The sequence below is a fragment of the Echinimonas agarilytica genome (assembly GCF_023703465.1).
GTDB lineage: Bacteria > Pseudomonadota > Gammaproteobacteria > Enterobacterales > Neiellaceae > Echinimonas > Echinimonas agarilytica.
On record NZ_JAMQGP010000009.1, the window covers coordinates 38,570 to 61,794 of the forward strand.

Annotated in this window: 18 protein-coding genes and 1 riboswitch; of the genes, 17 read left to right on the forward strand and 1 reads right to left on the reverse strand. The window is 46.6% G+C overall.

Features of this window, described 5'->3' with window-relative positions:
* The 8 genes from cobT (at position 1) to NAF29_RS15975 (ending at position 7,991) form a co-directional block, all read left to right on the forward strand.
* On the forward strand, positions 1–1,050 hold the full coding sequence (cobT, locus tag NAF29_RS15940; protein ID WP_251262625.1) for a nicotinate-nucleotide--dimethylbenzimidazole phosphoribosyltransferase: 1,050 nt from the start codon (positions 1–3) through the stop codon (positions 1,048–1,050).
* Positions 1,051–1,093: 43 nt separating this feature from the next.
* The gene (locus NAF29_RS15945) at positions 1,094–1,846 is read left to right on the forward strand and encodes an adenosylcobinamide-GDP ribazoletransferase (protein WP_251262626.1); all 753 of its coding nucleotides are present in this window, start codon (positions 1,094–1,096) and stop codon (positions 1,844–1,846) included.
* Positions 1,847–1,849: 3 nt separating this feature from the next.
* On the forward strand, positions 1,850–2,407 hold the full coding sequence (gene cobU / locus NAF29_RS15950; protein WP_251262627.1) for a bifunctional adenosylcobinamide kinase/adenosylcobinamide-phosphate guanylyltransferase: 558 nt from the start codon (positions 1,850–1,852) through the stop codon (positions 2,405–2,407).
* Positions 2,404–3,006 (forward strand): histidine phosphatase family protein, encoded by a 603-nt coding sequence (locus NAF29_RS15955; RefSeq protein WP_251262628.1) that lies wholly within the window; start codon positions 2,404–2,406, stop codon positions 3,004–3,006. The genes cobU and NAF29_RS15955 overlap by 4 nt, the downstream gene beginning before the upstream one ends.
* A complete protein-coding gene (locus tag NAF29_RS15960; protein WP_251262629.1) occupies positions 3,003–4,487 on the forward strand; it encodes a cobyric acid synthase in 1,485 nt (494 codons plus the stop codon). Before NAF29_RS15955 ends, NAF29_RS15960 begins: the two co-directional genes overlap by 4 nt.
* Complete coding sequence (gene cobO / locus NAF29_RS15965) at positions 4,480–5,109, forward strand: cob(I)yrinic acid a,c-diamide adenosyltransferase (protein ID WP_251262630.1); 630 nt, start codon at positions 4,480–4,482, stop codon at positions 5,107–5,109. The genes NAF29_RS15960 and cobO overlap by 8 nt, the downstream gene beginning before the upstream one ends.
* Positions 5,109–5,930 carry a cobalamin-binding protein gene (locus NAF29_RS15970; RefSeq protein ID WP_251262631.1) on the forward strand — a complete coding sequence of 274 codons (822 nt, stop codon included), beginning with the start codon at positions 5,109–5,111 and terminating at the stop codon, positions 5,928–5,930. The genes cobO and NAF29_RS15970 overlap by 1 nt, the downstream gene beginning before the upstream one ends.
* A 57-nt stretch (positions 5,931–5,987) precedes the next feature.
* Positions 5,988–6,168: riboswitch (cobalamin riboswitch) on the forward strand.
* Between the two features lie 32 nt (positions 6,169–6,200).
* Positions 6,201–7,991, forward strand: a complete 1,791-nt coding sequence (locus NAF29_RS15975) for a TonB-dependent receptor domain-containing protein (protein ID WP_251262632.1) — start codon at positions 6,201–6,203, stop codon at positions 7,989–7,991.
* A gap of 168 nt (positions 7,992–8,159) precedes the next feature.
* Here the strand turns inward: NAF29_RS15975 and rne are convergent, their stop codons facing one another.
* Positions 8,160–11,141: a ribonuclease E gene (gene rne, locus NAF29_RS15980; RefSeq protein ID WP_251262633.1), complete on the reverse strand. Its 2,982-nt coding sequence runs from the start codon at positions 11,139–11,141 to the stop codon at positions 8,160–8,162.
* A 462-nt stretch (positions 11,142–11,603) separates the two neighbouring features.
* On the opposite strand from rne, the gene rluC reads away from it, so the two are divergent.
* From rluC to NAF29_RS16025, 9 genes are all read left to right on the forward strand, one after another.
* Positions 11,604–12,557 carry a 23S rRNA pseudouridine(955/2504/2580) synthase RluC gene (gene rluC / locus NAF29_RS15985; RefSeq protein ID WP_251262634.1) on the forward strand — a complete coding sequence of 318 codons (954 nt, stop codon included), beginning with the start codon at positions 11,604–11,606 and terminating at the stop codon, positions 12,555–12,557.
* Positions 12,554–13,228: an HAD family hydrolase gene (locus NAF29_RS15990; RefSeq protein ID WP_251262635.1), complete on the forward strand. Its 675-nt coding sequence runs from the start codon at positions 12,554–12,556 to the stop codon at positions 13,226–13,228. Before rluC ends, NAF29_RS15990 begins: the two co-directional genes overlap by 4 nt.
* A 58-nt stretch (positions 13,229–13,286) precedes the next feature.
* Positions 13,287–13,781, forward strand: coding sequence for a GAF domain-containing protein (locus NAF29_RS15995; protein WP_251262636.1), 495 nt, complete (start codon positions 13,287–13,289; stop codon positions 13,779–13,781).
* Positions 13,782–13,788: 7 nt separating this feature from the next.
* Positions 13,789–14,427 carry an RNA chaperone ProQ gene (proQ, locus tag NAF29_RS16000; protein ID WP_251262637.1) on the forward strand — a complete coding sequence of 213 codons (639 nt, stop codon included), beginning with the start codon at positions 13,789–13,791 and terminating at the stop codon, positions 14,425–14,427.
* Positions 14,428–14,446: 19 nt separating this feature from the next.
* Positions 14,447–16,492: a carboxy terminal-processing peptidase gene (prc, locus tag NAF29_RS16005; RefSeq protein WP_251262638.1), complete on the forward strand. Its 2,046-nt coding sequence runs from the start codon at positions 14,447–14,449 to the stop codon at positions 16,490–16,492.
* Between the two features lie 92 nt (positions 16,493–16,584).
* A complete protein-coding gene (pepN, locus tag NAF29_RS16010) occupies positions 16,585–19,188 on the forward strand; it encodes an aminopeptidase N (RefSeq protein WP_251262639.1) in 2,604 nt (867 codons plus the stop codon).
* Entirely contained in the window at positions 19,181–19,405 is a 225-nt protein-coding gene (locus tag NAF29_RS16015) for a DUF2835 family protein (RefSeq protein ID WP_251262640.1), read from the forward strand. The genes pepN and NAF29_RS16015 overlap by 8 nt, the downstream gene beginning before the upstream one ends.
* Before the next feature lie 327 nt (positions 19,406–19,732).
* Entirely contained in the window at positions 19,733–21,832 is a 2,100-nt protein-coding gene (locus NAF29_RS16020) for a DUF1302 domain-containing protein (protein ID WP_251262641.1), read from the forward strand.
* A gap of 15 nt (positions 21,833–21,847) precedes the next feature.
* Complete coding sequence (locus NAF29_RS16025; protein WP_251262642.1) at positions 21,848–23,218, forward strand: DUF1329 domain-containing protein; 1,371 nt, start codon at positions 21,848–21,850, stop codon at positions 23,216–23,218.
* Positions 23,219–23,225: the final 7 nt, after the last annotated feature.

Sequence of the window (23,225 nt, forward strand, 5' to 3'; positions counted from 1 at the left end):
ATGGCGGGTTCACAATTAATTTTACACACATTGATGTGCAATGTTCAGCCCGTAGACGGTTCGCGCCGTGGTGAATTTGAGGCTGAAATGAACCGCAAGGTAAAACCTCTCGGTTCACTTGGACAACTGGAATCGCTCGCTATTGATTTGGCACTCATGAGCGGTCGAACTGGTGTCATTAATCACGCTGAGCTGTTTTTATTTGCAGCCGATCATGGCGTGGCTCAAACAGGTGTCAGCATTGCCCCGCAAGCGGTGACGGCAATGATGGTAGAGCAGTTCACGCGCGGCACTGCGGCTATTAATAGTGTTTGTACCACAACCAATACGCCATTGAACATCATTGATGCTGGCCTACTGAACACAGTGAATCACGTGTCTGTTATTGATACTGCCGTGGCACGTGGAACTCAGAACTTTCAACATGAACCCGCGATGTCAGAGGCTGTGGCGTTAAGTTCTATTTTGGCCGGCTTTAAACTCATCGAACACCATATATCCAAGGGGTGCGATTGTGTATTGCTTGGCGAAATGGGAATTGGTAACACCACCAGTGCTGCTGCAATTATGGCCGCACTGACATCATTTTATACCAGCGAGTGTGTGGGGCATGGCACAGGTGTGTCAGACGAAGTGGTTGAGCTTAAAGTTGAACTGATTTCCAAAGCCTTGTTGCGAATCGACGATATATCCGATCCTTTGCAGGTATTGCAAGAAGTCGGTGGGCTTGAAATTGCTCAGATGGTTGGCGCTATGTTGGCTAGCGCATCACTCAAGACTCCTGTAGTGATCGATGGGTTTATTTGCAGCGCGGCAGCGTTGCTGGCTGTCACTATAGAACCCAATGTACGGGGGTACCTCATATTTGCCCATCTATCGGATGAGCGCGGTCATGAAAAAATGCTCAGTGAATTGCATGCCAAACCACTGTTGAAGTTGGGCATGAAACTGGGGGAAGGCACAGGAGCGGCTTTGGCTGTTCCATTGATTCGGTCTGCAGCTGCATGTTTGGCCCATATGGGCACGCTCGAACAAGTGGGGCTCGCATAGCATGAGCGCCGCTACACATAAGTCAGAAATGAGGGCCTCCGGTATGCGCTATCAATGGCACTTGTTTTTGTTAGCGTTGGCATTTCTCACGCGTATTCCGATTCCAGCGAGCGTGCCGTTTAGTGAGCCTCGGCTTAATCAAGCGAATCGCTATTTTGCGTTGGTTGGCACCTTGATTGGCGCCATCTCCGCGAGCATTTTTTTAATCAGCCATACCTTGTTTAGCATTGAGGTTGCAGTGGTAATGGCAATGATCGCCAGCCTCATGACCACGGGCGTGTTTCATGAGGACGGTTTAGCGGATAGTGCCGATGGTTTAGGCGGTGGCCTAACCATTGAACGCAAACTTGCGATTATGAAAGACAGCCGGATTGGTAGTTATGGTTCAGCGGCATTAATGATGGCCCTGCTGATGAAATTCGCTGTACTTTCATCGATTCCACAAGTTGTGGTGGCGCTCATTGTTGGGCATACACTTTCGCGCGCTGTGGCAGCCTCTCTCATTGGCGCAATGCCCTATGTTTCTGAGTCAGATGGTAGTAAATCTAAACCGTTGGCCAATACTCAAAGCCAAACCGATGTGTGGTTTTTGGTCGTTACATGTGCCGCTATTTTACTTTGGTTACCGATTGTACACGCGCTTGCGCTAGTGGCGATGTGTATGTGTGTACGGCAGATGGCAAAAATCTATCTCTCGCGCCAAATAGGCGGCTACACGGGCGATACATTAGGTGCTTGTCAGCAAGTGGCTGAGCTAGCGTGTTACTTATGCTTCGCCTTACCATGGTTTTTATAATACATGCTTAATCTCACACAATTACCTTGTCACATGCTGGTATTGGGTGGTGCCCGATCAGGTAAAAGCCAGTTTGCTGAAAACATAATCATCAGCACAAACGCGGCGCCACACCAAGTTACTTATGTTGCAACGGCAACTGTCATTGATGATGAAATGGAGCATCGAATTGCCCATCATCAACAAAGCCGACCCAGCGGTTGGGCTTTGGTAGAAGAGCCTGTAAGCATAACAAAGGTACTTGCCAATAAATCGAGCTCCGAGCATCTTATCTTGGTGGATTGCCTTACGTTGTGGCTCAATAATTTACTGTTTAACGAACTATCGGATGAGCAAATCGAACGGCAAGTCGATGCATTGTGCGATGTTATTAAAAGTTCTTCTGCCACCATTGTCTTGGTGTCTAATGAAGTCGGGCAAGGTATTGTTTCCGATAATGCTTTAGCGCGACGATTTGTTGATCTATCAGGACGTATGAATCAGAAGTTAGCGCAAGCGGTTGGCACGGTTGTGTTGGTGACGGCGGGTTTACCTCTTTACCTCAAAGGGGGGGGCACATGACTCCAGTTTATATCGATTTTCTCCGTCATGGGCCAGTCGCGGGCTTACCTGCACTCAATGGTGTCACCGATGTAGCGCTCGCAGAAGGCGCGTTGGACAACATGCAACGGCAGGCAAAGCGCTTTGCTATCGAGTATCAAGCTGTGATCAGTTCACCTAAGCGGCGATGCCGCACATTCGCTGAACGCTACAGTACGCAGCGTGATGTGTCGCTTCATATTGAACCACAATGGCAAGAGTTTGATTTTGGTGATTTGGATGGTGTGCCGTTCGAGCAAATGAACGAGCAACAGCGGTCAATAATGGGATTGTTTTGGGCGCATAGCACTAACTTCGAGTTGCCTGGAGCGGAATGCTATGAGGCATTTTCAAATCGCATTTGGTCAGCATGGCAGCACCTTGCTACATCCAACCCACAAAGCACTCTTGTTGTTACGCACGGTGGGGTGATTGTCGTATTAGTCGCGTTGTTAATGAATATTCCATTGGCTGATGCTTATAAACGTTTGCACGTTGGCTATGCGTCGATGACTCGTGTTTGTTTTTACGATGATCCGAAGCAGGCCCGAATTGAGTTTATTGGAGCGCCGCTGGTATGACAACGTTGATGATTCAAGGCACCGCATCAGATGTTGGAAAATCTGTCATCGTTGCTGGAATTTGTCGAGTTCTTGCGAACCGTTCGTTCAATGTCGCGCCTATGAAGCCCCAGAACATGGCTCTGAACAGTGCTGTGACTGACGAAGGCTTGGAGATTGGCCGAGCGCAATGGGTACAAGCCATGGCTGCTCGGCAAAAACCGCACGTTGATTTCAATCCGATTTTACTGAAGCCAGAGTCAGACACGGGCGCACAAGTTATCATCCACGGCAAAGCTTTAACGACCATGCAAGCTCAGCAATATCACGCGCATAAACCGCATGCTATGGCGGCAGTGCTGGAGTCCCACAAACGCTTGGCCTTGGCGTTTGATCATATTGTTGTTGAAGGAGCGGGTAGCCCCGCAGAAATTAACCTACGCGAAGGTGATATTGCCAATATGGGGTTTGCTGAGGCGGTAGATTGTCCGGTGATCCTCGTGGCCGATATTGACAAAGGAGGGGTGTTTGCCCAGCTTGTTGGGACCTTAGAGCTCCTTTCTAAGTCTGAACAAAACCGAGTTGTAGGGTTTGTTATTAACAAGTTTCGGGGCGATATAGGCTTGCTAGAGTCGGGGCTCGATTGGCTAGAGAATCGCACCGGAAAACCGGTTTTAGGGGTTCTACCATATTGTCATGAACTGCACCTTGCTGCTGAAGACGCGATCGAAAGTGAGCAACGTCGAAATGAGGCTAGCCGTGTCAAAATCTGTGTACTTGGATTGCCACGCATTAGTAACCATACAGACTTCGATCCGCTCAGGCTCCATACCGATATTGATTTGGAATTTGTCATGCCGCAACAGAACATTCCAGCGTGCGACTTAGTTATTATTCCGGGTTCCAAATCGGTTGCGCATGACCTCGAGTTTTTGCGAAAGCAAGGCTGGGATGTGCACATACAGCGTCACCTTAGATACGGTGGCAAGGTCTTTGGCATTTGCGGTGGCTACCAAATGCTAGGGCAAAGCATTACCGATCCGTGCCTTATTGAAAGTCAGGTTGAGCGCGTAGAAGGGCTTCAATATCTCAACATATACACGCAAATGAATACCAAAAAGACGCTCCGCCGAGTGAGCGGTGAAATGACGCTGGGCCAACATAGTTGTGCAGTGACAGGTTATGAAATTCATTGTGGCCAGACGCAATTAAACAGCGCTTCGCAAGCGTCAGTATTAAATCTAACGAGTGGCCATCAACAATGGCAATGTGGCGCTCAAACCGAAGATCAGCAAATTGCAGGGTGCTACCTACATGGCCTGTTTGACGAAGCTCCTGCTGTGACTTTGCTTTTAAGTTGGTTAGGCCATGATACCGAACAACAAGACTCGATTGAGTCGATTCAGGAGAACGCCATCGAAACTTTGGCGAACACACTAGAACACCACTTAGACATACCAAAGTTGTTTAAGATTTTGAACGAGGATAAGCACCATGAGTGACAAAGAGACTCAAACGGAAGACGCAACATCAACCAAACAGCAAAAGCATCAAGAACGTCAGCAAAAGTTAAAACAAAAAGTAGACGAGCGCATTGCTGCAGCAAGTGAAGACAAAGGCTTGTTTCTGGTGATTACAGGCAATGGCAAAGGCAAGTCTACCGCTGGCTTTGGTGTGGTGACACGCGCAGTTGGACATGGTTATAAAGCAGGCGTTGCACAATTTATCAAAGGTCAGTGGGAATGCGGTGAACGCAATCTGTTGCAAAACAATGGGGTCGAATTTCACGTGATGGGGACAGGTTTCACGTGGGAAACGCAAAATAGAGAATCTGACATCGAACAATCTGAGTTGATATGGAAAGAGGCGAAACGCATGTTGGCCGACCCGTCAATTGATGTGGTTCTACTCGACGAGTTGACTTACCTTGTGAGCTATAAATACCTTGAATTGGATGATGTGGTGAATGCAATTGCAAATCGTCCTGATGGACAACATGTAGTTGTGACCGGAAGAGGCTGTCATCGTCAGTTAATCGAAATGGCCGATACTGTGAGTGAAGTGCAATCTACCAAGCATGCTTTTGATAGTGGCATTAAAGCTCAAAAAGGAATCGACTGGTAATGCGTGCTCTGGTGCTTGGTATTGTCTTGTGTTGTTCTGTTGTGTTCACTTTTGCAAATGAACAGCAGCCAAAGGTTGTAGTATTAGCGCCTCATGTGGTGGAAATGCTCTATACCATTGGTGCAGGTGATCAAATTTTAGCAACAACAGAACATTCAGACTTTCCTGAAGAAGCGTTGGCCATTCCAAGAGTAGGCAACTACGTTCGACTACAAATAGAAACTATTTTGGAGCTACAGCCCGATTATGTGATTGTTTGGCGCAATGGAAACCCACCCGATGATCTCGCGCGTTTGGAGCGTCTTGGGTTAAATATCGTCGATTCGCATCCTATACAATTGAGTGATGTCGCCAGTGAATTGAGAAAGTTTGGGCAGTTGCTAGGACACCAAGCGCGAGCCGAGCAGCAAGCATTAGCGTTTGAGCATAAATTGCAATCGATACGTGAACGGTATCAATCGACGACCAAATTGCGAGTGTTTTATGAGTTGTGGCCTCAACCTCTTACAACGGTGAGTCGCGGAAGTTGGCCTCAGCAAATTTTGGATTTGTGTCATGTCGACAATGTGTTGATTGATACCAAAGGAGAATACCCAAACGTGAGTTTGGAAACGGTGGTCGCCTTGTCGCCATCAGTGATTATTCAACCGCATGATAGCGCAAGGAATATACCGGCCACGGACTGGTCGAAATGGCCTGTGATACCTGCGGTTAAAAAAAACAACATATTGCACCCCAATGCGGATCGATTGCACCGCATGACAACGCGTATGTTGGATGAAGCATCTTTGTTGTGCGAGGCTCTTGATCAGCTCCGCTGATAGGTCTTGCATGTTTTAATTGGGAGCGATGCTCCTGTGAAGTCTTGCCATGATGGCAAGCATAAAATTTATTTAGGTGTCCGAAAGGGTGAAACGGGAAATCGGTGTAACTCCGATACTGCCCCCGCAACGGTAACTGATAAGGATCACAAGCGTTTAGTCGCAACCACTGCTTCGGCGGGAAGGTGTGAGATGTTGTTTCAGGAGTCCGGAGACCGGCCTAAATTTATACTTAATGGAATCAGGTACGGCGGGTATCTGACATAAAAAATGAAAAAAAATACACTTTACGTCGCCATTGCAACTGCATTGCTGAGTGCACCAGTCTGCGCAGAAGAAACAGAAACCATGGTGATCACTGCAAACCGTGTTGAACAAAATAAATTCGACGTGATGGCATCAGTTGATGTGATCACGCGCGAAGATATTCAATTGATTCAGCCTGTCTCTGTGGTTGATCTGTTGAACCGAACGTCGGGCGTGACCTTCGTTCAACAAGGCGGCGCAGCGAACACTACGTCGATTTTTATGCGCGGAACAAATTCCAATCAAGTGCTTATTTTGATCGATGGCGCACGAGTGGGCTCTGCCACATTGGGTCAAAAGTCGATTCAAGATCTATCGCCTACTCAAATCGACCGTATTGAAGTGGTGAAAGGACCCCGTGCTGCATTGTATGGCTCAGATGCAATTGGTGGTGTGATTCAAATCTTCACTCGCGATTTGGCGCCGAATCAATTTAACCTTGGCGGTGGTTATGGCTCTAATAACACTGCACAGTTCGACGCAGCCGGTGGCTTTGAGCTGTTTGGTAGCCGCAACACTATGAGCATCACGGGCCAAAAAAGTGATGGTTTTAGCGTGACCGATGCCGAGCCTGATGATGATGGCTACGAACGCGGTGCGGTAAGCCTAAAAGGCGATTACCAAGTGGGAAAAGTACTATCTTTTGATTGGATGGGCCTGATTGAAAAGGGTGATTATGATTTCGATGGTGGATTTGAAAACCAAAAAGACTACCGAAATCACCTCGTGCAAATAGGCACAACAGCCGACCTTGGCCAAACGATTTTGCGTTTGGAAATTGGCCAAAGTGAAGATGAACAAAACGGTTATGGCAATGGTATAGGAAAGGGCGATGGTTCTTTGTATCAAACCACCATTAATCAGTTGTCTGCCAATGTTACCCACAGCATTAATGATGATTTTACGGTGATTCTGGGGGCTGACCTACAAGATCAAGAAGTAGATAGTAGTGATCCCATTGCCGTTGATGAGCGCACGGTTGAAGGCTACTACGCAGGTTTGACTGGCGAAGTAGGGCAATTCCTAGCTGAAGCTGCAGTTCGATACGACGACATTGAGCATGTGGACAGCGAAACGACCTATAACCTAAGTGCGGGTTACAAATTTTCACCCAACTGGCTAGTAAGCTTGAATTACGGGACTGGTTTTAAGGCGCCGTCGTTCAATGACCTGTATTCGCCCTGGGGCGGTAATCAAGACTTGGTGCCTGAAACATCGGATACTGTTGAGTTGTTGCTCAAAGGCAACTTGGATTTGGTCTCGATTGAATTTGCGGCATACAACACCAATATTGATGACTTGATCGAATGGGCTCCTATTGCGCCAGGTAACCCAAACTGGACACCGACGAACCTTTCTAGCGCTGAAATCAAAGGTATTGATTTAACCCTCAGCACATCTTTGTTTGATATTGAGCATCAGCTTACTGCAACCCTGTTGGATGCTGAAAACAAAACGACGAAGGAAGATTTAATTCGCCGTCCTTCACAAAAGTTCACGTATGCTGCAAGTTACGCATATAACCAATGGAATGTGTCCGGAGACTTGTCGTACAACAGCGACGCTGAAGATTCGTATGGTGCGAAACTGCATTCCTACAGCTTGTTGAATGTCTTTGCGGGTTATGAGTTTGATAACAATTTCACGGTTCGAGCCTACGGCCGAAATATGCTAGATAAAGATTACTCTGGAGCTATTGGTTACAACACAGCGGGTCGAGAGGTGGGATTAACTGTCACACTGCAAAACTATTAAGGCTGTATTTACATAGCACTTTATGACCAAAAGCCGAACGATAGTTCGGCTTTTTTGTGGCTGATATTTAGATTGCAAAGTTGACCTTTATTTCGCCGTTCCATTCAAACATACAGACATAAAAAAGCCGGCGGTTAAGCCGGCTTGTCAGATGGCAGTGCGCGTATCTTACTCTGCGCTAGCCTTAGTCATTGGAGATGACGACTGGCTTGTGGCGTTTTGTGAACCTCGGCGAACAAGGCTCGATTCATCTACAGATAGGCCGTTACGACGTGGCATTACGCTGGCATCTACCGCTGGAGCTTCAGCGAAGTTAGGCTTCGTTGTTGGCGCAACTGTTACTTTCTCATACCATGCCTTGGCCTTCACTGCTGGGGCAGGTTGCTCGTTCGCTTCTGGCGCTTTGGCAACTGGCGCTTCAACGACTGGCTCTGGCTTGACTTCAGGTTGTGTTTCCACTTCCTGCTCAGTAGTGGCAGTGGCCGCCGGTGCTGTATCTACTGGAGCTGGTGTAGCAGCTTCAGCCACAGCTTGCTCAACAACGGGAGTAGGCTCAGTAGGCTCAGGTGTTTCGACCTTAGTTTCCACCGGCGCTGGGTCTGCTTTTGGTGCTTCAGCTTTTACCGCTTCAGGCGCCGGAGCAGTCGTTGTTTCTGTAACAGCTGTAACGTCTGCCTTTGGCTCAGCCGCTTCTGGGGAAGTCTCCACAACTTCATCAGTGCGCGCTAGCGCAGCCTCAATGGCAGCACGAGTTGCCTGCTTGGCTTCAGCGTCAGCAATTTCCGCAGCGGTGATTGCAGCAGCTTGTTCAGCTGTGTTCTCAACAGGCTTATCGGCAACTGGTGCAGATTTGCTAGCTGCTTCTTCGGCGCTAGGATAGCGAGCTTCAACCGTATCTTGCTGCTCAGTTTGAGGCTTACGACGACGTTGTCGGCGTGGCTTCGCGGGTTTAGCTTCGTCAGTCGATACTGCTTCTGGCATGACTTCAGAAACAGGTGCTTCTTCGGTCGCTTGTTGGTCTTTCACGCGAACTTTTTTGTGAAGGTTACGACGTTGACGACGCTCTTTCACTTTACGTTGTTTCGCTTCTTCAGCCGAGTTTTGTGCTTTTGGTGCTTCTTCAGTTACCGCTGTTTCTGAAGTTTCTACCGTTTCAACTGCTTTCGTATCCTTATCATTTCGATCGTTTCGACGATTGCGGTTACGATTACGGTTGCGGCGATTGTTAGGCTTCTCAGACTCATTTTCCGCTGCATTGTTTTCATTCTTAGCCTTGCTAACTTTTTCGTCTTTATTCGCTTCATCGTTTCTATTTCGATTATTGCGATTATTACGATTGTTAGTGCGGCGATTGTCGCGGCGGCCTCGTTCGCCACGATTGTTCGGGCGACGACGGTTTTTCTGCTTGTTGTCCGTATCTTTCTTAGGCTGCTCATCAGTACCGAAAATACTGGTAAAAAAGGCTACGATTTTAGCAAAAAGACTCACCTCTGAGCTTTTCTTCTTAGCCGTTTGTGTTGGCTTTGCAGCGACGCTTGGAGGAGTTGGTGATGCGGATGACTGCATGCCAGACAGCGCAGGTTGTTCTTTGCGTGGCGGTACTGCTTCACCGCGAAGGTTCGCTGTCAACGCAGAAGGATCAGGCTCTGCTAATGAGTAGCTCACTTCAGTGAGTTCTTCATTTGGACGCAGGCGCTGAACTTCGTAGTGTGGCGTGTCCATGTTTGGATTTGGAATAATCACCACAGAGACATTGTTACGCTTTTCGATTCCGCGAATTGCAGGGCGTTTTTCATTCAATAAGAATGTACCCACACTGACCGGAACCAACGCTTGAATTTGAGACGAATTGTCTTTCAACGCTTCTTCTTCAATTAAACGCATCACTGAAAGCGCTAGAGATTCTTCGCCACGGATGTGTCCGCTACCGCTACAGCGTGGGCAAACGTTGTGCGTTGATTCGCCTAACGATGCACGCAAACGCTGACGTGACATTTCCATCAAACCAAAGCGGCTAATACGGCCAATTTGGACACGAGCGCGGTCAGCTCGAACTGCTTCGCGCAGGCGATTTTCAACTTCTCGTTGATGGCGCGCAGGTGTCATGTCGATAAAATCGATGACAATCAAACCACCTACGTCGCGGAGGCGTAATTGGCGAGCAATTTCGTCGGCAGCTTCAAGGTTAGTTTGGAACGCTGTTTCTTCAATGTCAGTACCTTTTGTGGCACGGGCAGAGTTAATATCAATTGAAGTGAGGGCTTCAGTCGGGTCAATCACGACCGAACCGCCTGACGGCAGGCTTACTTCTCGGCGGAACGCAGATTCGATTTGACTCTCAATTTGATAGTGAGAGAACAATGGGATCTCGCCAGAGTATTGCTTGACGCGATTGACGAAGTCGGGGCGAACTTTTTCAACATGTCCCAGTGCCTTCGTGAAAAGCTCTTGGTTGTCGATCAATATCTCACCAATATCGCGGCGTAAATAGTCGCGAATTGCACGAACAATAACATCACTTTCTTGATGAATTAATACAGGTGTTTCGCGATCTGCGGCCACTGCTTTAATGTCACTCCAATGCGTAATGAGCATTTGAAGGTCATAAGCGAGTTCTTCAGATGACTTACCAACACCGGCTGTGCGGACAATCAAACCCATGCCTTTTGGAACTTCGAGCTGGCTAAGTGCTGCTTTTAACTCGGTACGCTCATCGCCTTCAATGCGGCGACTAATGCCCCCTGCACGTGGGTTATTTGGCATCAATACTAAATAACTACCAGCGAGGCTGATGAATGTTGTCAGTGCTGCGCCTTTATTACCGCGTTCTTCTTTGTCGACTTGAATGATCAGTTCTTGGCCTTCTTTGACCACTTCTTTGATATTCGGACGACCTTGGAATGTATAACCTGAAGGGAAATATTCGCGAGCGATTTCTTTTAACGGGAGGAAACCGTGACGTTCAGCGCCGTAATCTACAAACGCAGCTTCTAAGCTGGGTTCGATGCGGGTGATACGTCCCGTGTAAATATTGGCTTTCTTTTGCTCCTGACCGGAGCCTTCAATGTCGAGATCATACAAGCGTTGACCATCGACCAAAGCAACCCGAATTTCTTCTTGTTGGGTTGCGTTTATTAGCATACGTTTCATAAATGACTAACTCTTTTGTTTAGCCACGACAGAACGTGCACGCTTAAAACGTGTTCAGGGCCTAGCCCCGTGTCCAATCTCGACAACCTCACGGTTGGAACGATGCTTGGGGGCGTACAAGAGGCATCCAAATTTTATGTCTTTGTCGGCTGCAAAATTAGCTAGCCAATTCACAGGTGTTGCATTGCAACACACTAAAAAATGTCTCAGAACAAATTCTAAACACCACATTCTTCGGGCATTTATTTCTATATATTTTAAGGCAGATTGACGTTTCTACAGGGGAGAGACGCATTCAAAGGGCGCATATTGGCCCGGTCTCCTATGTTCTATCCTGTGTCATATCTCGAGTGATCGGGCTTTGCCCATCAAATCACGGGCTTATTTTGGTGTATAAACCAAGCAAGCGCAACCTGAAATCATTGGGTGTGCGCCACAAAATGATGATAAAATGCTGTGGCTATGACAGAAAACACTCCGACCAAAGTAAAATTCTCCACTATCTCAGAAGATCAAGCCGGCCAACGGATTGATAATTTTCTGATCACCCAACTTAAGGGTGCTCCTAAGAGTTTGATTTATCGAATTATTAGGAAGGGCGAGGTGAGAGTAAATAAAAAACGATGCAAGCCCGACTATAAATTGCAGGCTGACGACATAATTCGTATCCCTCCGGTACGTGTTTCAGAGAGAAATAACGATTTACCTTCAGCAAAACTTCAAACCGTTCAAGATTTGGAACATCAGATCGTGTTTGAAGACGAAGCGATGATTGTGATTAACAAACCCTCTGGTCTCGCCGTACATGGCGGCAGCGGTTTATCGTTTGGCATGATTGAAGCGCTCAGAGCATTACGCCCCGATGCGCGTTTCTTAGAACTGGTGCATCGACTCGACCGCGATACCAGCGGTTTAGTGATGGTGGCTAAAAAACGAAGTGCGCTGCGTGAGCTGCACCGGATGTTACGCGATAAAGAAATTCAAAAGAACTATTGGTGCCTCGTCAAAGGACATTGGACGCAGCGTCGAAACAAGGTCGATGCCCCGTTATTGAAAAACACCTTGAAATCTGGCGAGCGAGTGGTGAGAGTTCACGACGACGGCAAAGCCTCGCTGACTCGATTCAAGATTGTTCAACGTTACTCTGGTTGTACCTTAATGGAAGCATTCCCGGTGACAGGGCGAACCCATCAGATTCGTGTGCATTGTTTAGCCGCAGGTCACCCCATTGCATGTGATTCCAAATATGGCGATGCTGAATTTACCGCAACAACAGAGTCATTCGGTCTCAAGCGGCTTTTTCTGCATGCAATCAGGCTAAAGTTGAAGCACCCATTAAAAGACCAGCAACTGAATTTAGAAGCACCACTTGGCGACTCTCTAAAGGTATGTCTAAGTCGGATGCCGAAAGAATGATGAATCAATCATACGAACTGGTCATTTTTGATTGGGACGGCACACTAATGGATTCAGTTGATCGCATTGTTCAATCGTTGCAACTTTCTGCCAAATGGAACGGTGTTCAAGTGCCAAACGCGGATGACTGTAAGTCAGTCATTGGTATGTCACTTGACACCGCTGTCGCTACATTGTTTTCTAGCGATGATAAAGCGAGCTACGGAGACTTATGTGACGGGTATCGTCGTGCATACTTAAGTGATGAAGTGGTCGACGCGCCTATATTTCAGGGCATTGAAGAGTTGCTCAAATTACTGCAACAGCAAAATATTAAGTTAGCTGTTGCAACCGGCAAAGGCAGGCAAGGGCTTGACCGGGTGCTTAAACAGACTGGTTTAGGTCATTTCTTTTGTGCCAGCGCAGCAGGTGATGAACACCCATCCAAACCAAATTGCGCTATGATTCAACACTTGATGGCCATTACTGATGTTTGTTCTGAGCGCACTTTGATGGTGGGTGACTCTCATCTTGACCTTGAAATGGCAATAAATGCGGGCGTAGATGCCGTGGGCGTGGGTTGCGGAGTGTTGACTTTAGAGGCTTTAAACCGGTTAAAACCTCGCTATGTTGTTGAAACAACGGCTCAGCTGTGTAAAGTTTTAACTGCGCCAGAGGGGTGCAATGCTTAAGCTGCATCATGTATGATGCGGCGTCGGTAGGAACTGTGTGTGTTTTTTAGAGGTAATAATGACACAACATACTGTGACAGATTATAAAATTCTGAATCAACAAGCTGAATCTTTAACCAGCGGTGAATCTAATTTAGTCGCAAACCTAGCAAATATTTCAGCGTTGTTGTTTGATCAGATCTCAAACCTTAATTGGTGCGGTTTCTATATGATGGACAACGGCGAACTTGTTTTGGGGCCTTTTCAAGGCAAGCATGCTTGTATTCGTATACCGCTCAGCAGAGGCGTATGCGGAACGGCTGCGGCCACAAACGAGATACAACGTATTGCTGATGTACACGCGTTTGACGGCCATATCGCCTGCGACGCGGCCAGCGAATCAGAAATAGTTTTACCCATTTCAATGAATGGGGTAGTGGTTGCGGTGCTTGATATTGATAGCCCGCAACTTAGTCGTTTTAGTGATGAAGATGAACAAGGGCTTAGTGAACTTGTAAAAAGCGTCATCGAGCCACTGTTTAAACGCGCAACAAGCGCAACGCTTAAGGTTTAACGGATCAATGGAACAACAGAACAAACTCACAGAAAATCGTGAGATTATTGCTTTTCTTGCGGAGCAGTTTCCTGCTTGCTTTTCTATCACTGGCGATGCAAAGCCGCTCAAAATTGGTATTTTCCAAGACTTGATTGGTCGTTTGGAGTCGGATGAGCGTATTAGTAACACACGCTTGCGTCAGGCTATTCGTCACTATACGTCGAGTATTCGCTACTTGAGTTCTGTGAAAGAAGACTCGCTGCGTGTTGACCTTGAAGGTGAAACTGGCGACAAGGTCTCAGCTGAACATGAACAACATGCGGCGGAACGTTTAGCTGAAATTCAAGCCAAGGTTGCTGAGCGCAAAAAGCAACGGGCAGAACAAGCCAAAGCAAAACGTAAGCCTGCACCGAAGAAAGCTCGTGTTCCTGCACGTTCTTCTGAGAAGAAAGTTGACAGCAAGCCGAAAAAGCCAGCGCAACCCGCAAAACCGGCGACACCGGTGAGCGAGTCTGAACTAAAAGAAGGCTTGGCTGTCCGAATTGTGGTTGGCAGCAGCCCCGTTGCGGCAACCATTACTGAAGTATTGAAAGGTAGCGTGCGCGTGACTTTGCAGTCCGGTATGAACATCGAAGTGGCTACCAATAAAGTCGTCCAGGCTTAAACTCACGAGAGGATATTGAATGAGAACACTGGTAAAGCTAATTGCAGGAATTTCGTTAACACCATTACTACTGTTAGCGTCAGAGCAAGCTGCTCCTGTGGTTTATACAGAAGCAGACATTCCGAAATTGGCTCAAGAGCCCCAACATCGGAACGCTGCAATCCGAGTTACTGATGTTTTCACTCAGTCTCATTATCACCCGATTCAATTGAACGATGATTTTTCGGTTAAAATTTTTGAACGTTACTTAGATTCTCTCGATTACAATCGCCAAATTTTTATTCAGAGTGATATTGATGGTTTTCGCAAGTACGAAAAAAACTTCGATGACTATCTAAAGAGCGGTCGTCTTTCTGTTCCTTATGAAATTTATCAGCTGAGTTTAAAACGTCGCTTTGAACGTTTTCAAAAAGCGCTTGTTCAGGTTGAAAAGGGCTTTGACTTTACAGCTGATGAGTCGATTGAGTATGATCGCCATGAATTGCCTTGGCCAAAAACGCCAGCAGAACTTGATGAAATTTGGCGTAAACAAGTCAAAGCCGATGCATTGAATTTGGTGCTCTCAGGTAAAGATGTTGAAGAAGCACAAGAAATGCTCACCAAGCGCTACACCTATGCGATTAAGCGATTAACGCAAAGCAATAGCGAAGATGTGTTTCAGTTAGTGATGAATTCTTTTGCTCGTTCGATAGAGCCGCACACAAGTTACCTGTCGCCACGTAACGCTGAACGTTTCAAGCAAGATATTAACCTTAGCTTAGAAGGCATTGGAGCGGTGTTGCAGTCTGATTACGACTACACCGTGATCCGTCGGCTCGTTGCCGGTGGCCCCGCAGCCTCTTCAAACCAATTAAAGCCCGACGATAAGATCACCGGTGTTGGTCAGGACAAAGACGATATCGTTAACATTGTTGGCTGGCGCTTAGATGAAGTTGTTGAGCTCATCAAAGGCCCGAAAGGCACCAAAGTTTTCTTGGAAATTGTGCCGGTCAAAGGCGGTGTTGATGGTGAGGCAAAAATCGTGACCATCGTCCGAGACAAAATCCGTCTAGAAGATCAAGCGGCAAAAACCGAAGTTAAGAAAGCCGAAGAAGGTCTATATGCTGGACGTGAAGTTGCAGTGTTAGATATTCCGAGTTTCTATAACGGTTTGACAGAAGACGTGCGTAAACAATTGGAAGAAGTCGTTTTAGACAAAGTTGAAGCCGTCATTGTTGATCTTCGCGGTAACGGCGGCGGCTCATTGCCAGAAGCGATTTCATTAACAGGCTTGTTTATTGACCGTGGCCCAGTGGTGCAACGTCGTAACATGATTGGCGAAGTGACTGTGGATTCAGATCGAGATCCGCGCACCCAATATACCGGCCCCGTTGTGATTATGGTTGACCGCTATAGTGCTTCGGCTTCAGAAATTTTCGCTGCGGCCTTGCAGGATTACGGGCGGGCGCTAGTGATTGGTGAACAAACCTTTGGTAAAGGTACGGTACAAAATCATCGCAGCTTAAATCGCCGATTCGATTTGTTTAAGAATCCGCTGGGTGATATTCAATTTACCACGGCTAAATTTTACCGAATCAACGGTGGCAGCACACAAAATAAAGGCGTAATTCCGGATATTTTGTTCCCCCAAGAGACTGACCCAAGTGAGTACGGAGAGAGTCAAGAAGATAACGCATTGCCGTGGGACCAAATCCGCACAGCGAATTACGTAAAGCGCAAAGATATTCGCGGTAAAGTACCTGCATTAGACGCGTCACATAAGCAACGAATCAAATCTGATCCGGAGTTTGTCTATGTGTTCGAGGACATTAAGCGCTATAAAGCTGAAAAAGAAGATAAGTCGGTTTCACTCAACGAAGCACAACGTATTAAGAAGCGAGAAGAGCGCAAAGCTCGCGCGCTGGCTCGTGAAAATGAGCGCCGTGAGAGAAAAGGGTTAGAAGCGGTGACAGACATCGACGAGCTAGAAGACGACGACAGTGCTAAGCCTGAAGACCTTTATCTGGACGAAGCGATTGCGATTACATTCGACTTAGTGGATGGGCCGGCAATCGTTCAAAACTAAATTAATTCAAGTTATAACGGGAACATCATGTTCCCGTTTATTTTAATATCTCTTCGCATTACATCATTATTCCAATTTCTCGAGTATCTGTTATGACCACAAACGCCAAACTCTTAAGTGATTATCGTAGCCCTGATTTCACGATCAGATCAGTCGAATTAACAGTAGAACTAGACCCAACAGACACCCGTATTACTTCAGTCATGAAGGTACAGCGTTTGAATCAAGCCGCCCAAGCATTAGTGTTAGATGGCGAAGCATTGCGTCTTGAACACGTTGATATTGACGGTGTTGTTGTAGCGGACGATGAGTATTCGGTGGATGATGTGTCGCTGACATTACCGCTCGACCAATCCGAGGCAATGATCACCATTGTGACTCGAATAAATCCCACAGAAAATACCTCGTTAGAAGGCTTGTACATGTCTGATGGCGCTTTCTGTACGCAATGCGAAGCCGAGGGTTTCCGAAAAATCACATTCTACCTCGACCGCCCTGACGTGCTGGCAACATTCCAGACGACTGTCATTGGTGATGAGACCAAATATCCGTATTTGTTGAGTAATGGCAATGAGGTGTCTCGCTCAAAGGACGGCCAGAAATTATCTGTCACTTGGCAAGATCCCCATCCAAAACCATGCTATCTGTTCGCTTTAGTGGCAGGAGACTTTGACGTGTTGGACGACTCTTTTACCACAATGAGCGGGCGCGAAGTCGCGCTCCGTCTATTCGTTGATAAAGGCAATTTGAACCGTGCAGATTATGCTATGGCTTCATTAAAGCATTCGATGAAGTGGGACGAAGATGTGTATGGCTTAGAGTACGATTTAGACATTTACATGATTGTGGCCGTCGACTTCTTCAATATGGGAGCAATGGAAAATAAAGGCCTTAATGTGTTCAACAGCAAGTATGTGCTGGCCAATGTGGAAACGGCAACTGACCACGATTTTAATGGCATTGAAGCCGTTATCGGTCATGAATACTTTCACAACTGGACGGGCAATCGTGTCACATGCCGAGATTGGTTCCAGTTATCGCTCAAAGAAGGGTTGACGGTATTTAGAGATCAAAGCTTCAGCCAAGATATGACTCAATCGTCAGTGAACCGAATTGATGATGTTGCGATTATGAGAAGTCACCAATTTGCTGAGGATTCTGGCCCTATGGCCCACCCGATTCGCCCTAAGTCGGTTGTTGAGATGAATAACTTTTATACCGTCACGGTATACAACAAGGGCGCTGAAGTGATTCGTATGATGCATACTTTGTTGGGTAAAGAAGGTTTCAGAAAAGGAATGGATCTGTACTTTGCGCGTCATGATGGTAAAGCCGTCACGTGTGATGATTTTGTTGAGGCAATGGAGGATGCCAACAGTTTTGATCTCGGTCGTTTTAGACAATGGTATGAACAAGCGGGTACGCCAACCGTAACTGCAACCGGCGAGTATGATGCAGCTAATCGAAGCTATCGCTTGGAGTTAGCGCAATCAGTGCCGCCTACTGCGGATGAAGAGTCGAAACAACATACTCATATTCCACTGCGGATAGGCTTGTACGGAGCCAATGGTGAAGTCATTGACTTGAACACCGAAGCGCCATTAACCGATGGCAATGTGTATAGCCTAGTGGAACCCACCGCAGAGCTTATTTTTACTGACGTAGACGCTGCGCCGACGCCTGCGCTGTTACTTGATTTTTCTGCGCCGGTTAAACTTGAGTTTGATTATTCAGATACGCAATTGCTGACGTTATTTAAGTCGTGCGATGACGGGTTTACACGCTGGGATGCTGGCCAGCAATTGCTTACGCGTTATGTTTTCAGTGCCATGAAGAACTCAGCGGTACTGCTTCCCGCTGATGTACTGCAAGGCTTTGTATCTGTTGCAAACGATTCAGCGATTGATGCCGCACTGAAGTCTAAATTGTTATCTATGCCTGCGGTCAGCGGCCTTGTGAACCAAATGAAAGATGTGAACATTCATTCATTACTGGACGCACTTGATGTTGTTCGAAAACAGCTCGCAGAGTCACTGTTCGAAAGCGTTCAACAATTGTTTAATTCATCGGCTCAGCCTAATTTTGAACTTACTTCAAAAGCTATGGGTTTGAGAATGCTCAAAAGCGTAGCATTAGATTGGATCGCCAACCATAGCCCATCGATCGCAGAATCATTGGTGACAACAGAGTTCGAAAACGCGAACAATATGACAGATACATTGGCTGCATTGAAGGTCGCCAATACCAATTCACTTCACTGCCGTTCAGAATTGATGACGTCTTTTTTCAACAAATGGAAAGACGACGGCTTGGTAATGGACAAATGGTTGGCTCTTCAAGGGGGGTGGGACAACGACGCGTGCCAAACGAATTTAGCAGAGGTGGAGGCGACAGACGTATTTACGCTCCATAACCCAAATCGCGCCCGATCACTTATTAGTGGCTTTAGTAATATGAATTATCGACGTTTTCATGCAAAAGACGGTTCAGGCTATCAATGGCTTGCAGACAAGATTATTGCCTTGAATGCGATTAACCCGCAAATTGCTGCGCGGTTGGTGAATCCGCTGACGCACTGGAAAAAATTTAATACGGATCAAGGGGAGCTGATGAAACAGTCATTGACGTCTATTTGGACGATTGACGCTTTATCAAAAGACCTAAAGGAAGTGATTGGAAAAAGTTTAAATGGCTGATTTCAAATTTCAAGTGTCGCTGTCTTATCATGAAATGCAGGCCCTTTATAAGGGCCGAGCACAACGTGTAATTGTGCAGGACATGTATGGCCGGACCATTTCGCTACCCGCGCTTAAATTGAAGCCATTTTTGTCTCATAACGGCGTTCACGGTAAATTTTTGCTTAAAACTTCAATTGAAGGGAAATTTATTTCTCTGACTAAAACTGAGGGTTAGAGTAAATACTTAAAACGTTTAGTTTAAACTGCCGATTTGAACAAACCGACGGTTATAAAATTTAAATATAACTGAAAACATGGGGTTACGTTTCGGTACCGTGACTCCTCTCTCCTAGAGTTAAAACTTAAAACTTGCAACCCGAATTCAAATGTGTGCGCTAAATCTCAGTTTTTTATAATAAAAAACAGCATGTTGCGCGATCTGTGTCACTTGCCAATATACATTTTAGCTGCAATTATTTAAACCTAATGCAGCAACTACACTTGGCGTATAACGCTTTCATCTTTTCGATAATAAAACGCTGCATACAAAGGGGAGAATAAAATGATGGCTCAAAGTCGTCGATTCAGAATTTGTCCACTTGCGGCTGGTGTGAGTTCGGCTCTTATGCTCACACTGTCAGGACAAGTTAATGCTGTTTCGTTTAATTGGGGTGAAATTGAGGGAACATTCGATTCTACCTTTTCCTATGGTCAATCTTGGCGTGTCGAAGACCGCAACTTAGATCTGATCGGCAAGTCTAACCAACCGGCGTTTGACTGGAGTGGCTACAACCCTGCGATTAATAAGAAATACAGTTCTAGTGATATCTTTGCCTTCCCCGATGGTGGCTATTCAACCAATGGAGATAACGGTAATTTGTCGTTTGATAAGGGCGACAGCTTCTCCGCGGTATTTAAAGGCCTTCATGAATTAGATCTACGTTATGAAAACATGGGCATCTTCGTCCGTGGGATGTATTTCTATGACTTTGCTTTGAACGATAGCAACAGCGCTTGGGATAATCCAACCAGCGGCGCAAACTTCGACCCTTGTCGAGATAACACTGCCAGCGACTATTCATGTAAAGATATTCGCCTCCTTGATTATTTCTTCTACACCGACTTCGACATCGCTGATGGTGAGATACCCGTGTCATTTCGTATCGGTGATCAAGTGATCTCTTGGGGGGAAAGTACATTTATTCCACACGGTATTGGTGTTGTGAATGCGGTTGACGTTGCTCGCTTGCAAGCGCCTGGTGCTGAACTTAAAGAAGCCTTCATTCCTCAAGGCATGGCATGGGCTTCAGTGGGGCTGACCGAAAACCTCACCATTGAAGGTTTCTATCAGTACGAATGGGAAGGAATCCGCCTACCAACCGCTGGTACTTATTTTTCAACCAATGATTTTACCGGCGAAGGCGGCTATCTCAATACAGTACAGCTCGGCTTTACTGCCAATCCGGATCAAGACTTAGACTTTTTGCTTGGTCGCTTAAACAACATTGATGCCGATTATATGGCAGCAACGGGGGCCGACCTATCTACACTACTTGCACAGCTAGGTTCAATGACACCTGGTAGCGCTGAGTGGACTCAACTTTATTCTGCAATCGCGGGTATCTATATTGCATCACCGGGTACTCAAGCGCTTGTGAAAAGCCCCAATGAACCCGATAACGGTGGTCAATATGGTTTGAAGTTCACTTACTTCATGCCAGAACTCAACGATACTGAGTTTGGTTTGTACTACATGAACTACCACAGCCGCCGTCCGCTGATCAGCGGTAACGCATCTAATTTTACCCCGACAGCTGTCTTGTCGGACTTAAATAAGATCGCCAGTCAGAGTATCGACGCTAACACAGTGAACGACTTAGAAGCATTCACCAGTGGTTTCCTCGATTACCCTGAAGACCTTCAAATGATTGGCTTCTCATTTAACTCGGCGTTAGGTGATACTTCTTTTGCGGGTGAGATCGCATATCGGATGGACGAGCCGCTTCAAATCGATGATGTGGAATTGCTATTTGCCTTTATGCCAGAACAACTCGCTTCGGCCGGTATTCGTCCAGAACTTGAAGGTATATCGCAACTCGATACGCCAGAACCAGGTGGGTTCATACAAGGATATATCGAACGCGATACGACACAAATTCAAGCCACAGTTGCTCATTTGTTTGGCCCTCAGTTTGGCTCTGACAGTTTAGCTGCGGTTGCAGAATTTGGTGGTATCTATATTTCTGATATGCCAGGTTTTGACGAGCTACGCCTTAACGGTCCGGGCACCAGTCGTAGTGGCGGTATCCCCGGTAAAGAAGGCATCGAGATTGCATTACATAATGGTCCTGAAAGTAACCCATTTCCCGATGATTTTTCGTGGGGTTATCGACTATTGGCTAAGCTCGACTATAACAACGCGTTTTGGGGTGTAAACGTATCTCCTCGGATTGCGTTTGCTCATGATGTAAGCGGTATTACGCCTGATCCTATTGCAGTATTTGTTGAAGATCGCAAATCATTCGGTGTTGGCGTCAACTTTGATTATTTGCAGCAATGGAGTGCAGGTTTCAATTACAACGCATATTGGGGAGGACAAGGCACAACGAATCTTTTAGATGACCGTGACTTTGTTAGTTTTAATGTTAAATACTCAATTTAATCCGAGGACTGAATCATGATGAAATACAAAACCCTAACCTCGGCTCTTACTTTCGCCTTAGTGGCGGTTTCGGGCTCAACTTTGGCTGCAGTAACAGCTGAAGAAGCGGCTGAACTGGGCAAATCCTTAACGCCTTTGGGCGCGGTGGTTGGTGCTAATAGCGATGGTTCTATTCCAGCATGGACCGGCGGTATCACCGCTGCTCCTGCGGGATATTCCGAAGGCGACCATCACCCAGACCCATTTGCAGCAGATAAAATCGAATACACGGTTACTGCGGCCAATTATAAAGACTATGATGCGGTTCTGACGGATGGACAAAAAGCGCTATTCGAAACGTATCCAGATACGTTTAAAATGAACGTTTACAAAACTCATCGTTCAGCGTCATTTCCGCAGTACATTTATGATGGAACTATTGCAAATGCAACACGTTCTTCATTAGCCGATAGCGGCAATGGAATTGTTGGCGCAGGGGCCGGAATTCCATTTCCAATTCCGAAGAGCGGATTGGAAGTGATTTGGAACCACATTTTCCGTTTTCGTGGCGTTGATGTAGGTCGCTCCGCGGGGCAGGCTGCTCCAATGAAGTCAGGCGCATACACTTATATTCAGCTCAAAGAGTCGATTAAATTTTTGTCTTCGGCTGAAGATGTCACACCCGAGAAGCTGCAACAAACCAACATGGTCTTCAAGTTCAAGCAAAGCGTGACACAGCCAGCTCGTTTGGCGGGTACAGCATTGCTTGTGCACGAAACTATGGATCAGGTCAAGCAGCCTCGCCAAGCTTGGACTTACAACACTGGGCAGCGTCGAGTGCGCCGTGCTCCTAACGTTGCCTATGATACACCAGGCACAGCATCCGACGGTTTACGGACCACGGACGATTATGACATGTACAACGGCTCTCCTGATCGTTATGAATGGAATTTGATTGGCAAACAAGAATTGCTGATCCCGTATAACAGCTACAAGTTACACAGTGATACGTTGAAAAATGATGACATTCTCAAGCCGGGTCATATTGAGCCAGAATTGGTTCGTTATGAAAAACATCGCGTATGGGTTGTTGAAGCTCAGCTTAAACCTGGCATTAGTCACATCTACAAAAAGCGTCGTTTTTACATTGACGAAGATTCGTGGCAAGTGAGTGTTGCAGACATTTATGATAACCGTGATCAACTTTACAGAGTCGCTATGGCTCACGCGTTAAATTATTACGAAGTGCCAGCGCTTTGGTCTACTCTTGAAGTATTTCATGACCTGCAAGCTAGACGTTACATTGCCATTGGTTTAGACAATCAAGAGAAAATGTACGACTTCGGTGCAACGCTTCGTGACAAAGATTTCACGCCAGCAGCACTGCGAAAAGAAGGTAGACGATAACGCTGTA

Excerpts from the sequence above, each read along its gene's own strand:
- cobT (WP_251262625.1), top strand. The coding sequence starts at position 1 with ATGGCGGGTTCACAATTAATTTTACACACATTGATGTGCAATGTTCAG.
- NAF29_RS15945 (WP_251262626.1), top strand. The coding sequence starts at position 1,094 with ATGCGCTATCAATGGCACTTGTTTTTGTTAGCGTTGGCATTTCTCACG.
- cobU (WP_251262627.1), top strand. The coding sequence starts at position 1,850 with ATGCTTAATCTCACACAATTACCTTGTCACATGCTGGTATTGGGTGGT.
- NAF29_RS15955 (WP_251262628.1), top strand. The coding sequence starts at position 2,404 with ATGACTCCAGTTTATATCGATTTTCTCCGTCATGGGCCAGTCGCGGGC.
- NAF29_RS15960 (WP_251262629.1), top strand. The coding sequence starts at position 3,003 with ATGACAACGTTGATGATTCAAGGCACCGCATCAGATGTTGGAAAATCT.
- cobO (WP_251262630.1), top strand. The coding sequence starts at position 4,480 with ATGAGTGACAAAGAGACTCAAACGGAAGACGCAACATCAACCAAACAG.
- NAF29_RS15970 (WP_251262631.1), top strand. The coding sequence starts at position 5,109 with ATGCGTGCTCTGGTGCTTGGTATTGTCTTGTGTTGTTCTGTTGTGTTC.
- NAF29_RS15975 (WP_251262632.1), top strand. The coding sequence starts at position 6,201 with ATGAAAAAAAATACACTTTACGTCGCCATTGCAACTGCATTGCTGAGT.
- rne (WP_251262633.1), bottom strand. The coding sequence starts at position 11,141 with ATGAAACGTATGCTAATAAACGCAACCCAACAAGAAGAAATTCGGGTT.
- rluC (WP_251262634.1), top strand. The coding sequence starts at position 11,604 with ATGACAGAAAACACTCCGACCAAAGTAAAATTCTCCACTATCTCAGAA.
- NAF29_RS15990 (WP_251262635.1), top strand. The coding sequence starts at position 12,554 with ATGATGAATCAATCATACGAACTGGTCATTTTTGATTGGGACGGCACA.
- NAF29_RS15995 (WP_251262636.1), top strand. The coding sequence starts at position 13,287 with ATGACACAACATACTGTGACAGATTATAAAATTCTGAATCAACAAGCT.
- proQ (WP_251262637.1), top strand. The coding sequence starts at position 13,789 with ATGGAACAACAGAACAAACTCACAGAAAATCGTGAGATTATTGCTTTT.
- prc (WP_251262638.1), top strand. The coding sequence starts at position 14,447 with ATGAGAACACTGGTAAAGCTAATTGCAGGAATTTCGTTAACACCATTA.
- pepN (WP_251262639.1), top strand. The coding sequence starts at position 16,585 with ATGACCACAAACGCCAAACTCTTAAGTGATTATCGTAGCCCTGATTTC.
- NAF29_RS16015 (WP_251262640.1), top strand. The coding sequence starts at position 19,181 with ATGGCTGATTTCAAATTTCAAGTGTCGCTGTCTTATCATGAAATGCAG.
- NAF29_RS16020 (WP_251262641.1), top strand. The coding sequence starts at position 19,733 with ATGATGGCTCAAAGTCGTCGATTCAGAATTTGTCCACTTGCGGCTGGT.
- NAF29_RS16025 (WP_251262642.1), top strand. The coding sequence starts at position 21,848 with ATGATGAAATACAAAACCCTAACCTCGGCTCTTACTTTCGCCTTAGTG.